General features: G+C 58.9%; 11 protein-coding genes. 5 read left to right on the top strand and 6 right to left on the bottom strand.

The window, feature by feature from the left end; genetic code table 11:
* Nucleotides 1-6 precede the first annotated feature (6 nt).
* From AC5P7U_RS11450 to AC5P7U_RS11440, 3 genes are all read left to right on the top strand, one after another.
* Nucleotides 7-1,386, top strand: a complete 1,380-nt coding sequence (locus tag AC5P7U_RS11450; RefSeq protein ID WP_495221132.1) for a M1 aminopeptidase family protein — start codon at nt 7-9, stop codon at nt 1,384-1,386.
* 151 nt (nt 1,387-1,537) lie between these two features.
* Nucleotides 1,538-1,912, top strand: coding sequence for a nucleotide pyrophosphohydrolase (locus tag AC5P7U_RS11445; RefSeq protein ID WP_197562945.1), 375 nt, complete (start codon nt 1,538-1,540; stop codon nt 1,910-1,912).
* On the top strand, nt 1,909-3,792 hold the full coding sequence (locus AC5P7U_RS11440; RefSeq protein ID WP_197562943.1) for a DNA/RNA helicase domain-containing protein: 1,884 nt from the start codon (nt 1,909-1,911) through the stop codon (nt 3,790-3,792). The genes AC5P7U_RS11445 and AC5P7U_RS11440 overlap by 4 nt, the downstream gene beginning before the upstream one ends.
* Nucleotides 3,793-3,880: 88 nt before the next feature.
* On the opposite strand, the gene AC5P7U_RS11435 is transcribed toward AC5P7U_RS11440, so the two are convergent.
* Nucleotides 3,881-4,720, bottom strand: a complete 840-nt coding sequence (locus tag AC5P7U_RS11435; RefSeq protein ID WP_197562941.1) for a type 1 glutamine amidotransferase domain-containing protein — start codon at nt 4,718-4,720, stop codon at nt 3,881-3,883.
* 97 nt (nt 4,721-4,817) lie between these two features.
* On the opposite strand from AC5P7U_RS11435, the gene AC5P7U_RS11430 reads away from it, so the two are divergent.
* Nucleotides 4,818-5,741 (top strand): LysR family transcriptional regulator, encoded by a 924-nt coding sequence (locus AC5P7U_RS11430; protein WP_197562939.1) that lies wholly within the window; start codon nt 4,818-4,820, stop codon nt 5,739-5,741.
* A gap of 550 nt (nt 5,742-6,291) precedes the next feature.
* A complete protein-coding gene (locus AC5P7U_RS11425) occupies nt 6,292-6,648 on the top strand; it encodes a hypothetical protein (protein WP_008266254.1) in 357 nt (118 codons plus the stop codon).
* A gap of 566 nt (nt 6,649-7,214) precedes the next feature.
* On the opposite strand, the gene AC5P7U_RS11420 is transcribed toward AC5P7U_RS11425, so the two are convergent.
* The 5 genes from AC5P7U_RS11420 to guaA form a co-directional block, all read right to left on the bottom strand.
* Nucleotides 7,215-9,383, bottom strand: a complete 2,169-nt coding sequence (locus AC5P7U_RS11420; RefSeq protein WP_197562937.1) for a hypothetical protein — start codon at nt 9,381-9,383, stop codon at nt 7,215-7,217.
* Between the two features lie 126 nt (nt 9,384-9,509).
* Nucleotides 9,510-10,244 (bottom strand): RNA ligase family protein, encoded by a 735-nt coding sequence (locus AC5P7U_RS11415; protein WP_197562935.1) that lies wholly within the window; start codon nt 10,242-10,244, stop codon nt 9,510-9,512.
* Nucleotides 10,241-10,777: a hypothetical protein gene (locus AC5P7U_RS11410; protein WP_197562933.1), complete on the bottom strand. Its 537-nt coding sequence runs from the start codon at nt 10,775-10,777 to the stop codon at nt 10,241-10,243. Before AC5P7U_RS11410 ends, AC5P7U_RS11415 begins: the two co-directional genes overlap by 4 nt.
* Nucleotides 10,767-12,164, bottom strand: coding sequence for an AAA family ATPase (locus tag AC5P7U_RS11405; RefSeq protein ID WP_197562931.1), 1,398 nt, complete (start codon nt 12,162-12,164; stop codon nt 10,767-10,769). The genes AC5P7U_RS11410 and AC5P7U_RS11405 overlap by 11 nt, the downstream gene beginning before the upstream one ends.
* A gap of 581 nt (nt 12,165-12,745) precedes the next feature.
* Nucleotides 12,746-14,311 carry a glutamine-hydrolyzing GMP synthase gene (gene guaA, locus AC5P7U_RS11400; RefSeq protein WP_005413109.1) on the bottom strand — a complete coding sequence of 522 codons (1,566 nt, stop codon included), beginning with the start codon at nt 14,309-14,311 and terminating at the stop codon, nt 12,746-12,748.
* Between the last annotated feature and the right edge of the window lie 27 nt (nt 14,312-14,338).

The raw sequence follows: 14,338 nt of genomic DNA, 5'->3' as shown, positions 1-14,338 counted from the left end.
GGCCCGATGAACCCCTGCAAGGCCCTGCTGCCCGCCGTTGTCGCCGCACTGTTCACCCCCGCCATCAGCCAGGCCGCGTTGCCCGCCCAGCCAACGACGCCGCTCACCACCGGCAGCGTGCGGGTGGATATAGCCAGCGGCCGTGTGGAAGGCGATGTCTGCCTGTCCAATTCCCCTGCCAATGCCCAATCCCACTTCGTGCTCAACGCCGGCCTGAATGTCGCACGGGTCACCGATGGCGAGGGCACGCCAGTAGGGTTCGATGGCTGGTACGACCCGGGCGTGGATGGCGAAGCACGCGTCTACACTCTGGCCGAACCCGCCGCCAAGCTCTGCGTGCAGTACGTGGGCGCGTTCCCGCTGTACCCGAAGCACGATGCCCTGGGCGACTTCAAAGGCATGATGGCCTTCAACGGCGACAGCGCGCGGTTCACCGAGCAGTCCGCGTGGCTGCCGCAGGCGTTCGACCCCAAGGCGCGCGTGCGCAGCAGCCAGAGCCGCTACGACCTGCAGGTGGACTGCGCCGGCTGCCGCTTCCTGTATCTCAATGGCAGCCCCGCCATCGAAGGCGCGCAGGGCCGCTTCCGCAGCGACAACGCGCGGCCGATCCTGCTGTTCGGCGGCAACGGCCCGATCACCCGCACCGCGCAGGTCACGATCCTCAATGAGACCCTGCCCGCGGCCAAGGTCCAGGCACTATCCAGCACGGTGCAGAACGTAGCCGACGTGCACAACCGCTACATGGGCGTGCCGCTGGCCGACCGCCCCACTTTCCTGCGCATGGTCACGCTTAACCAGATCGAGCGCGACCGCGAAGGCAGCGAATGGGGCTTTGCCACCTGGCCGACCATCGCCATGAGCGGCAGCATCGGCAATGTGGCCGATTCACTGCTGGCCGGTGGCGAGCAGGCCGACCGCCGCGTGCAGTACATCGCACACGAAATGGGCCACTACTACTTCGGCACGCTCAACCGTCCGCAGGGACCGTACTTCTGGGTGCTGCTGGAGTCCAGCGCCGAGTTCCTGTCGATCAAGGCGCTGCGTGAGATCAGTGGCGATGCCGCGGCTGATCGCTATATTGCGCGAATGCAATCGGCCATCGACACGCAGGACACGCCGCTGCCCGCATTCGATGCCATCGACGGCAATTCCGATCTGGGCGAGATGTATCGCTACGTCTATGCGCCCTTGCTGTTGCTCTCGCTGGAGAAACAGGTGGGCGAAACGAAAATGCAGGCCTTCATGCGCGGGCTGCTGGCCGCGCCTTCGCCCACGAACTGGAAGGAGCTGGAGGCCATCGCACTGAAAGCCGGCATCGACACCAAAGCCTGGCAACACTGGCAGGCCAGTTGCGTTGATGGTGGTAAGCCAAGGTGCCAGGGTTGATACCTCGGCGGGCATCTATGGTCTGATCGCATCACCAATGAGGGCGCCCATCGGCGCCCTCGCTGCTTCCCGACGCATCAAGGGGAAAATGTCGCTTACGCCCCGCTGGCATGGGTAGAATTGGCCAAATACTGTCGTATAAGGCCATGCCATGGAACACCCTCTTGTCGAGGTTCGGGGCGCTGCCCAAGCGCTCAGGGAATTCGCCGAAGCGCGTGACTGGGCGCAGTTCCACTCCCCCAAGAACCTTGTCATGGCGCTCTCCGGCGAAGTTGGAGAGCTGAACGAGATTTTCCAGTGGATGACCGAGGCCGACTCCTTCAAGGCGGCAGCTTCGGAATCCACCGCCAGCGCCGTGCGTGAGGAAATCGCCGACGTGGCGCTGTACCTCATCCGGCTGTCGGACGTACTCGGCATCGACCTGAACGAAGCCGTCAGCAGCAAGCTCGCCACGAATGCCGCCAAGTACCCGGTCGACCTCTCAAGGGGTGTCAGCACCAAGTACAACAAGCTGGCGCAGCCATGATCGTCTATCAGGCCGACAAAGAGTCCTTCCTTCGCCAATGCAACGACGAGGAAATCGAGGAGGTCATCCGTGCCAGCTTCAAGGCGGCAACGAGGGGTGACGTCAGTGAGTCCGAAGTTCGATCCTGGCGCGAATCGCTTCGATACGTCGCGCGTGCGCTTACTCACCCTTCCATTCCCAACGACATCGGCGTGGCGGTGGAGTTCGTCCTTCCCCAGTCGAAGAAGCGCATCGATGTCGTCCTGACCGGCCACGCCGAGGACGGCTCGCCCCACGTCATCATCGTTGAGCTCAAACAGTGGTCTGCCATCAAGCCGACCAAGCGCGATGCCATCGTTGAGCTTCGTGAAGGGCAGTCACTCGTCCACCCAAGTTATCAGGCATGGTCATATGCCGCCTTCCTGGAAGGCTTCAACGAAGCGGTGCATGAAGGAAAGCTACAACTACATCCCTGCGCCTACCTGCACAACTATGTGCCGGACGGTGTGATCGACTCGCCCCACTATCAGCCCTACATCGAGCGTGCGCCGCTCTTCCTGAAGAGCACCGGCGATCTTGAAAGGCTGCGTAGCTTCATCAGGCAGCACACGTGCAACGGCGACGGCGCGCCCGTGCTTGCCGAACTGGAGAATGGCCGCATCCGTCCCTCCAAGGCGCTCGCTGATGATGTGCATCGGCTGCTAAGGGGGAACAGTGCATTTGCGCTGCTGGATGAGCAGAAGCAGGTATTTGAAGCCGCCAAGGCCGCGTGCGCCCAAGCGCACGCCAGCGTCAAGCCGCGTGTTGTCATCGTTGAGGGCGGGCCGGGCACCGGGAAATCAATCGTCGCGGTGAATCTTCTCGCGGCGCTTCGCGATGGGTTGACCGTCAAGTACATCTCCAAGAATGCCGCACCTCGTGCCGTGTACAGCAACACACTCATCCAGAAACCCGAGAACGCCCATCTGGTCCACCTTTTCGGCGGGTCGGGCTCCTTCACCGAATCGGCGCAGAACGCTTACGACGTATTGGTTGTGGATGAAGCACACCGTCTTACCGAGAAGAGCGGGTTCTACGGCAACCTCGGCACGCACCAGATCCAGGAGCTGATCAACGCCGCTCTGTGCAGCGTGTTCTTCATTGATGAAGACCAGCGTGTCACGCTCAAGGATGTCGGCACCAAGGAGGCCATTCGGGACTTTGCAATCGCCCGTGGAGCGACGGTGGAGGAATATGTCCTGTCCTCGCAGTTCCGCTGTGCTGGCTCCGATGGCTATCTCGCCTGGTTGGATGACGTGCTGCAGATCCGCCCAACCGCGAACACCACGCTGGATGAGGGCAGCTACGATTTCCAGGTGTTCGATGACCCGTCCGCGCTGCATACCGCCATCGAGGCCAGGAACGGCGGCAACCGCGCGCGCGTTGTGGCTGGCTACTGCTGGCCTTGGAACAGCAAGAAGAACAGCAAAGAGATGGACATTGTCATCGGCAGCTATCGCCGGCAATGGAACCTCAACGACGATGGGAGCCTCTGGATCATCTCTCCTGATTCAATCGACCAGGTGGGCTGCATCCACACCTGTCAGGGCCTGGAAGTCGACTACATCGGCGTGATCATCGGGCCGGACATGGTCATGGAAGACGGCGCTCTGAAGACCGTCCCTCGTGCGCGGGACCGGCACGACAAGACCATGAAGGGATTCGTGAAGCTGTCAAAGTCCCATCCCGCCCAAGCCGCCGAGCTCGCGGACACCATCATCAAGAACACCTACCGCACCTTGATGACCCGAGGAATGAAGGGCTGCTACGTCTACGCCACAGATCCGCAGGTGGCCGCCTACTTCAGGGCCCGGCTGCAGCATGCGGCCGCCGTTGAGCAGGCAATTGAGATGGAGGCCTAAGCGCCTCCATGTGACAGGTTGTCCGAGGCATGACCCGCGCGTTGCGCGCGGGATTCCCAAGTACGACCAGCCCGCTGAACCCTCAGGCCTACTTCAACCGCTCCACCAGCCGTTGCCCCACCTCCAGCGCCGAAGCCGGGTTCTGCCCGGTAATCAGCTCGCGGTCCACCACCACATGCCCGGTCCACGGCGCGGCATTGCTGCTGAACGTCGCACCCGCCCGCTGCAACGCGGTCTGCGGGTAGAACTTCATCTCACCGCCACCCAGCAGCGGCTTGGCCTGCTCTTCTTCCTGGTTGCTGATCACCGTCATCTGGTAGCCGCTGTAGATCCACTTCGGCGTAGCCGGCGTCGCACCCGCTTCCAGCTTCGCCACGAAACCACCCGCATCCGGCAGCGTGGACAGCAGCGCGATCGGCCCGTGGCAGACCAGCGCGGTGGTCTTGTTGCGCTGGTGGAAGTCGGCCAGCAACCGGCCCAGCGCCGGGCTCTTCAGCAGATCCTGCATCGGCGCGTGGCCACCGGGAATGTAGACCGCATCGAAATGGGCGTAACCCTGCTGCTCGATGCGCGCCAGGCTGACCACCGGCGAGGCCGTCGGCGAGGTCAGCGCCAGTTTCTCCAGCAGTTCCTTGTGCAGCGTCAGCTGCGCGGCATCGTTGCCGAAGTACGCCGGCGTCACCGAGGACGCATCCACGGTCGGCGCCCGCCCCTGCGGCGTGGCGAAGGTCACTTCATGGCCCGCGTCCAGCAGCAGCTTGACCGGCTGCATCAGCTCGTTGAGATAGAAGCCGGTGGACAGCACCTTGCCGTCCTTCAGGTCCAGGTGGTTTTCGTCGGACAGCACCACCAGCACGTTGGCGGCCTGCGCGCCGGTGGCGGCCAAGGTCAGGGCCAGCGCTGCGGCCAGTCGGGTCATCAGGTTCATGGGGGAGCTCCTATCGGGGAATGGCCGCCACTTTATTCATCGCCCCAGCGGCGATAAATTGGCCACATCGCAAAACATCTGTTCCCCGGAGAGCCAAATGAGCCGCAAGTTCGACTACCTGGGCGATGTGGAGGTGTTCCTGGCGGTGGTCGAGCACGGCTCGTTCACGGCCGGCGCGGTGGCGCTGTCCACCACGCCCTCGGTGCTGAGCCGCGCGGTCACCCGCCTGGAAGCGCGGCTTGGCCGGCAGCTGCTGCAACGAACCACCCGCCGCGTGGGCCTGACCGACGCCGGGCGGCTCTATCTGGAACAGGTACGCACCGCCTTCGGCCTGCTGCACGACGCCGAGCGCGACGTACTGGCCCAGGACGGTGCGCTGGCCGGCCGCGTGCGCCTGAGCGTGCCCACCACCTATGGCCACTACCGGCTGCCGCCCGTGCTGGCGCGCTTTGCGCAGCAGTACCCACAGGTGCAGGTGGAACTGAACATCACCAACCGCAACGTGGACCTGGTGGCCGAAGGCTTCGACCTGGCCATCCGCCTGGGCCAGCTGCCGGACAGCGGGCTGGTGGCGCGGAAGCTGGAGGATGCGCCCTTGGTGCTGGTGGCTTCGCCGGAGTACCTGCAGCGCCGCGGCACGCCGCAGACGCTGGACGATCTGCAGCAGCACCTGTGCCTGCCCTTCGTGATGCCGCGCACCGGGCGGCTGGCGCCCTGGATCTTCCGCGACGGCGGGCGTGACGTGGACTGGCTGCCGCGTTCGTCCATCGAGACCTCCGACGATGTTCTGGGCGTGGTGTCGCTGGCCGAACAGGGCATCGGCATCTGCCAGAGCTATGCGTTCATCGTGCGCGAACGGTTGCAGCGCGGACAGCTGGTGGAAGTGCTGCCGCAGTTGCGTGGGAGATCGCGCCCGTTCTCGGTGATCTATGCACCGCATCGGCGGCAGTCGGCCGCGGCGCGGGCGATGATTGAGTTGCTGGTGGGGAATGCGGCGTTGGTTGAGGACGGCGTGGATTGAGTTTCTGCCGTCTTTCCGCGGTGTCGGCTTTGGACCGCTTTTCGGCCTGTCTGACTGATCGCGCGGTGCTGCGGCCCGGTTCGGAATACGAATTGTTGTAAAGGCGGCTGTCTCGCTATCCCCTGAAGGCACGGGCGATTGCGACGATCTTATTCGTGATCAGCAACGCGTGTGCGCGGATGCGTCTGTTCGTGAGGCGTACGGCACGAATAGTGCGTGCCACAATAGATTTCCGCTCTCGAATTCTGCGATCTCTTCGCGAATTTCAATTGGTATTCGGAGCGACCGCGTAAACACCATGGCGCGCCACCGACAACGGGTGGCTCCGGGTCTGCAAACCCGCGATGAGCAACGACTGTTGTTTACGCTTGCCCGTCGGCACCGTCCCCAAGCGGTGCCGGCGGGCAATCCGTCGGCCTGTATGGCGGGCGGTGCGTGGGGGTCTTCGGACCCACCGGTCATTCGTTGCTTCGTCCCGGTTTGCAGCCACGCATCGTCCGCCACCTTCTTCACGGTGGCGCTGTTAAGTACAGCCACGGAAGCCGACGCCATGAAAAAGTCCGACACCTTTTCCTCGTACACCGTTGTTGAGCCCATCAACGACGACACGCCCCTGCCCGACTTGAACTCCCTGCTCGGCATCCTTACGCGCATTCGCGCAGGTGAGGGAGCCGATGGACTGCCCTGGCCGGAGAACGATGTGTCACCCGGCCGCCGTGTGAGCCTGGCGAAGAGCGAACGCGCGATGGTGGGGGCGCTGACCGTGCTGGAGGTGCTGCACGCGGCAGACCGCTGCCGGGTGGCAGCGGAGCCGGAGCGGCATCTGGATGAGGGGGTTGTGGATGGGTTGTTTCTGGCTTGTAGGGGGTTGGTTGAGTGGGCTTGTCGGGAGGTTAGGCCTGAATGATCTGCTTGATTGGTGAACGTGCAACGAACCACCGCATCCGTCGCACTCAAGCAGGCTCTAATCATCCACTACTGCGCACGTGCCGCGCGCCGGGGCGAATGCACTCGCCCTTCCCGCTGCAATCTGACAATAGATTGAAATTCACAAGCTGCGACCACACGCGACTGATATGCAACTATGACCCGAGACAGGTTCATGGCACCGCGCTGCCCTCAGTAAAACGACATGGTGGCGTGAGAGTTCAGGATGTCAAAGGAGCATTGCGTGTACCGGCTTTGTTCCGAGACACAATTGCACGCTGCACGGGCAATTGCCGACTGGATAACCTTCCACTACCAACGGCGAACTTAACCGGCAGTCCGTTACACCAAGAGCGTAGCAAGACGCCCCTAAAAACCAGCGACTCTTCTTGAATTTCATCGCACCCTCTCATGCCAAACCTAAACAGCTCCCTTTCATTCCTCTACAAATGAGCACCTCTCCAATACCAATGGTTCGAGCAAGAACGTTTTCTTCGACCACATGCGAAATTGCGCAAAGCACCACCGACGCGAGACAACACATAATCAGCCATCAGTCTTAGGGCACTCCACTCCCCCCAAAGGCGCACATAGTAAGTTGCAGTAGCGGGACTTGTATGTTGAATGCAAATCTTCAGGCGATAGTGCGTAGCTCTCCACAACCAATGAACGATCGCCAAAGTGTGTACTGTAGGCTACAGGCATCATTGCCGAGAATTGGTCTCTAATTAGTCCATCACGGCCAAGATAAGAATTAAGGTCCGCATTAGAAAAAGCATCACCCTTCCAGAACTTGAGCTTGACACCAGGCGCCTCCATGGTCCCATTAAGCAGAACATTGATCAACTCATGCGCTTGCCTAACCGGATGACCTCCCACCTCAATACCCGAAAGCACCCGATTCGCCATAACCACTACCGTACGCACCTCAACATTGGGATCAAAGCCCCACCCCAGCACACTCCAAAGCTTCTCAATATTCCCGCGATCTGACGCCCAAGCCAATCGCTTACTTAACTGCCTCCCAGCGGTTTCAATGTGATAGTAACTGTTTCGCAATTCGTGAGAATTAACAGGGTGATAGCTACTCTTGCACTCCAGGACATAAAGAACACCGTCGCGAAATGCAACAATGTCAAACTCCGGCATGTTCTTTTGTTTTGAACTTTCAACCTCAACGCCAACAGCAAAGCCCGCAGATCGAAATGCACATGCCACTGCGTTCTGCATCTCGTCGTTACCACTAGAAATCGGCGATTCAAGCGAGTTAGCCCTAACAATACTTCTTGCAATGTTGCTTTTCGCAACTATCACAGGCGAAACAAAGTAAAGTCCATCAATAAGCACGAATGGCTTGTACTGAAGATCAAAATACGAATCTCCAGGACGTGCAGTCAGCAAATCAACAATTTTCTCAGCCTTGTCAACGCCAACCGCCAATGAGACATAGGATATGAGATCAACCCTCTTCATCAAGGGCGCGGAAGAGGATTGCGCAATTGCAGCCCGTCTCTCCTCGGGCTCAGCGGCAATCGCCAGATCAACAAGATGATTGAAGAACGAGAAAACCCTCATCACCTTGAATATGTCCGTTGAGCTTATGTTGTCAATTATTGAAAATACTGGATCTTCGGAATCCCCATATTTCTCAACATCAAGCTGCATGAGCATCAGCCATTCTTCTTGATACAGCGCATCCCTGGCCAGAAAATCAAAGAAACCTTCGATCTGAGTCGGAAGGAACATTACGACACGAGGCACAGGCTTGCGAATAACCTTTGCAAGATGGGAGAACAACTTCCCATTCGATGCGATAACATCCTTTAGTTCTGGCGGAGGACCCAACTCCCCCCACAGCTCAAGCATGCTTCTTTGTCTAACTTGAATTTGGGCAGCTGTCTGGATATACCCAAACCGAGTAGCCATTTCAAAGCATGGATCAATCGATCGAACAATGATATTGCCGCCATCAATATCCGCTCGATACGGCAAGCCATCAATGAGGATTTCGGCCTTCATGAGTTCTTCAATATGCAGAACATCAAGCAGTTCACGCTCATAGGCAGCATTCAAGCGATCTCTCGCGCACACGTCCGTTAGCGAGACATCCGCAGCCGTTAGCCCCAGCTCCTCTTTATGAATCTCAAACAACCTTGAAACAGCCTCAGCAATCGCCTCCACGCTATAACTGTCGAGACTTTCGCTGCCCAACCTGTTATCAGGCTCCCTATAATTAAGGAAAAGCTGATTCAATCGAGAAATATGAGACTTTAACGCCATTCCTCTTCGACTTTTCAGACGAGTGATCGTGGCATCACGGAGCTTTCGCGCATGCGATGAAAGCACATGAAGATTCCTCACGGACTCAAGGTAACACAGCTGTACCGGCGTAATCTCGAGGGATGAATGCAGATCGATGAGCCCAACGATCAGCTGAGATAGCCCTACATCTTTGAAGTCATATCGGGAAGCCCGAAAAGCCCCACAGCGCCGAACCCTACTAATTAGCTCATTTGCGTCAATCAGCGCCAAGTAAAACCCAAACGCCTGCATCTTCTTGCGATCACGACGACGAATCAAGCCTAAGAATTCATCAATGTCGGCTGAGACAATTTTTCTTTTCCCGGCAATTTCAGGCCGAATCTTCGGCATCAGACCTTTCATAGCTTCGACGTTCTTGCAATCCACCAACCGCTGAACAACTCCATTATTCATTAAAGATCCTCCATTCATCCATCAGCGAGCAAGAACCCAAAACAGACAATACAAACTAAGGCAGCACTGAAGCCAGCGGACTTCGGCTGCACAGGCAGGATAGCGAAACAGATTATAGAAAATGCATTAGGTTAAATCGTTCGACTGCACAGTCGTCCCTGATCCATCCGCCCCTGAATCCCCCCATCCCAAACGGTTCCACTCCAACTTGCGGGTTCGCCAATGGCTACCGATCTCTTGAGTGAAGCCCGCGCGAACCAGCTTACCCCTAGCCTGGAGCCAGTTTTCGTCTTCTCGGCGCACTACCACACCTTCCAAGGCTCCGTCACGATAACGGCTTTTCCACCGCCCCACGCCGTCGCGCAGATTCGCCAGCGTCTGCAGTCCAGTCGCCAAGCGCGGCACAGCCGCAAGCCCCAGTTTGGATGCCAATTCGTTCCGACGGCGCGTACTCCAGAATTGCTGCCGGCGGCGATCATATACATCAAACAATAGCCACCAATCCGGTAGCATCGGATAGTCTAGAGAATGACGGGCAGCACACCATTCGCCGAAGGCAATCAAGGATTCGCCAAGCGCGTCCAATAGATCACTCCCGTGCAAAGCCATCCACTCCGGCAGGCGCTGGAACTGGCCGACGTGCGGCTCAATCAAGTACTGCCCGCGGTTCTGCGCGCGCAGCGCCCCCCCATCGGCTCTGGAGAAGCCGAGGTTGGCACCGTCGAGCTTTTCTTCTACCACCACCGGGCCTGATAGCAGCTCAGCGACTTCATCCGTCGCCAACACTTTGTCATCGCGCGGACTGCCCTTTCCCAGCCATGCAATGTGAGGCGTATGAGGGAAGCGGAAGAGATCATTCATTTTGGCAAAGCCGGGACGTTCTCAGTAGGAAACTTCCTTCGATAAAAGCCACAAATATCGTCGGGACACAGGAAGCGAACGCAGATACCGGCCTCTTGCAACTCGGGCCACCAGCGAAGCCACTTGCAATCCGCTGCCTGTAGAATCTCAGGTTTTGCCGGATGAGCATTTGATATGGCTGGAAATCGGCGATCTGGGGGATCGAAATTCGCCTCAAGCTCAGGCGCAGGAAACTCGACGTATCGATCTTTTTCATACTCGGTCACATTAACCTGGACGACATGATTGACATTCGCCTGTCGCTGCAAAAGCCACTTGAGAAACACAGTACCTACGCCCTTTCCCACGCGTGAATTGAGCTTATTCTGATACTCGCCAAGGACGCGATATCCGTCATCTACCACCACGATCTCAGCCTGCATGATCTTCTGCAGCCGGCTTACGCACGCCAAGACGCACTCTTCACTCACATCAGGGTGTTTTCCTTCCGCCACCAGCAGAACGTTGGTGTCCACCACGACCTCAACCGCCATTGGCTTTGCGCTCCCTAATTCGCCGACTCATCGCCGCCTGCGTCCTCGCGGCAATCTCCGCCATCTCATCGCCAAAGAAATTGTCAGGCCAGTTCTCGATATCGCCGTAGCTATCCAGACGCAATGACTCCAGATCAAGAGACTTGTCGCCTCGATTAGCGAAGTAAACTGCAACTTCATCCGGACGAATTACTTCTTCTGCAATTCGTCGTTGCAGCCGCATCAAGAAGTGCTCGGAATGGCTTTCGACAATGAGCTGAACGTTACGCGGCTGCCCGCCTTCATAGGCCTGGACAGCGCTGATGAACGCGTCGGCAAGCTCTGCCTGTACCTGAGGATGCAAATGAATCTCAGGCTGCTCCATCCACACTGTGGAGTTTGCCGGGGCGTAGAAGGCCTGAACCAGTGCCGGGAGTACTTGTGAGACCCCAAAGCCCACATCCGTCAACTTCACCTCTGGTGCACTTTCGTTGGCACGCACCAGGACCTCATACTCCTTCCTTCCGCTACCCACGGGCTTTACCGTGAAGCTATGAATTACACCTAAGTCGCGCAACCAACTGGCAATGAACTCGTCGAATCGCTCCCTCTTTTTGCGATAGCCCCGATTAAGCATTCGCTTGTCCTGGGCAGCCGCGAGAAGGGCCGCGATGGCAAACTCGCCCCTTGCACCAACGTCAGGAACACTGTCGCCAGCCCACGAATAAGTACGCTTAGGATGCTCGCGTAGCGGCCCAAGATAGGTCAATCCGGCGAGAAGGCGCTCGGTTTCCAAAGCGAACTCGCTCAAGGAATCCGCGTTCTGATATCGGGCCAAGGTCACATCCGAGAACCGGTAGAATTTCTCCGGCGGCTCAATCGGCCACTTGCGCCCTTGCTTCTGAAGCAACCTCATCGGTTCGACATCGAGGTATGCCTTGCCCCCCTCTCGTAAGCCATGCTCTACAAAGAGTTGCCGATCCCCTTGCTGATCCTGTAACTCGTAGCGAAAGCGTTCTAGCTCCGGCAGGCCCCGGCTGTCGGCCCGCAGGACAGACTCCAACTGGATCCGGTTACCTACATATGGCTTCCTGGGGTGAAGTGGGTCACGGAATTCTCCGGGTTGCGGCAAGCGCCAGCCCAGCGCAAACTCAAGCTTTGCCTTCAGATCATGGCCGTGTAGACAGTCAGCAAACGTGCCCAAGTCAATCAGCGAGTTCGCATCACCCAGATGCAAGGCCCGACGACGATCCGTTAGCAGCGCGGTCTGCTTCAAGCCGAGCAACAAATGTCCCAGGCTGCTTTTTCCAGCGCTATTTGCACCGAAGATCACTGTCAGCGGCGCCAGACGAATTGCGCCAGTGTCCTTCCATGCCTTGAAGTTCTTTATGCGGAGATGCGTCAGCATTGATGTAGCCTGCTTCTCTAAGTGAATTAGTTAGTTGTGCATTTGGCTGCCACCGCAGTGGCTTTGAAACTACACATCTTCGTTCAAGCTAGGCTACAGCTTTAACGCGAGCGTTGCCATATTGCCGCATCTTGCAGAACAAGCGAATGGCGAACTTTTGCCCTTACTCTCGGAGCAGCGACCTGTTCTTGGTGGCACAGCAGGGCCTGAGGAAGAGTGACCCGCAACAACCGAGCATGGAGAGACCTGATCCAAATTTGCCACAGCCCACATGTCTTCACCCAATCCAGATGTAAGTACTGGACTGAGCGAAAGTACTGAACAACTGGAACTATTAATCGGCGAGCTACAAAGTGAGAAAAGGCCTGCCAGTTCCTCTCGCTCCCTTTTATGGCCATCGATAGCCAGCGTCCTGTATCAGACCTATCATCCTAAGCAACATGCACTCTAGACGGGAAAACCCTCTGCTTCGTTACATGTGATTCGAATTGCTATCTGATTTGAACGATTGGTGCGGACTGAATCTGCTCTGCGCCCCCACAAACAACAAGGGCGCCTCTCGGCGCCCTCGTTCTTTCAACTCATTCCCACTCAATGGTCGCCGGCGGCTTCCCCGAGATGTCATAGACAACCCGCGACACCCCCCGCAACTCATTGATGATCCTGTTGCTCACCGTACCCAGGAACTCATACGGCAGATGCGCCCAATGCGCGGTCATGAAGTCGATCGTCTCGACAGCCCGCAGCGCAATCACCCACTCATACGCCCGCGCATCGCCCACCACGCCCACCGACTTCACCGGCAGGAACACAGCAAACGCCTGGCTGGTCTTGTCGTACAGATCCGCCTTGCGCAGCTCATCAATGAAGATGGCATCGGCCTTGGCCAGCAGCTCGGCGTATTCGCGCTTCACTTCACCCAGAATGCGCACGCCCAGGCCCGGGCCCGGGAACGGATGGCGGTAGACCATGGTGCGCGGCAGGCCGAGCTCAACGCCCAGGCGGCGCACTTCGTCCTTGAACAGCTCGCGCAGCGGCTCCACCAGGCCCAGCTTCATGTGCTCCGGCAGGCCGCCCACGTTGTGGTGGCTCTTGATCACATGCGCCTTGCCGGTCTTGCTGCCGGCCGACTCGATCACGTCCGGGTAGATGGTGCCCTGCGCCAGCCACTTGGCGTTCTTCAGTTTGTTCGACTCTTCGTCGAAGATCTCAACGAACAGGTTGCCGATGATCTTGCGCTTGGCTTCCGGGTCGCTCACGCCTTCCAGCGCGGCGAAGTAACGGTCGGCGGCATTCACGCGCACCACCTTCACGCCCATGTGCTCGGCGAACATCGCCATCACCTGGTCGCCTTCCTGCCAGCGCAGCAGGCCGGTATCCACGAACACGCAGGTCAGCTTCTCGCCGATGGCCTTGTGCAGCAGCGCGGCCACCACGGACGAATCGACGCCGCCGGACAGGCCCAGGATCACTTCGTCATCGCCCACCTGTTCGCGCACGCGGGCGATCTGGTCGTCGATGATGTTGGCGGCGGTCCACAGGGTCTGGCAGCCGCACACGTCCACCACGAAGCGGCGCAGCAGCGCCTGGCCCTGCAGGGTGTGGGTCACTTCCGGGTGGAACTGCACGCCGTACCAGCGCTTTTCTTCGTTGGCCATGGCGGCCACCGGAATGCGGTCGGTGGTGGCGGTGATGGTGAAGCCCGGCGGCGCAACGGAGACGTGGTCGCCGTGGCTCATCCAGACATTCAGCTTCGGCTCGCCGCCGTGGTCGCTCAGGCCCTTGAACAGTGCATCCGGGTTGATCACGTTCACTTCGGCGTGGCCGAATTCGCGCTGATCAGCGGCTTCGGTGGCACCGCCCAGCTGCGCGGCCAGGGTCTGCATGCCGTAGCAGATGCCGAAGATCGGCAGGCCGCTGTCGAACACTTCCTGCGGCGCGGCCGGGGCGCCCGGCAGCGTGGTCGATTCCGGGCCGCCGGACAGGATGATGCCCTTGGCGCCAAACGCGGCGATCTCGGCCGGGTTGTGGTCCCAGGCCCAGATTTCGCAGTAGACGCCCAGCTCGCGGATGCGGCGGGCGATCAGCTGCGTGTACTGCGCGCCGAAATCGAGGATCAGGATCTTGTCGTTATGGATGTTGGTCATGGCGCCCTGGCAATGCAGTAGGGAAAA

The organism is Stenotrophomonas sp. YJH_SMC_57 (genome assembly GCF_059369755.1).
Note: the sequence above shows the minus strand (reverse complement) of the source record. Positions and strands in the feature narration are given on the sequence as shown.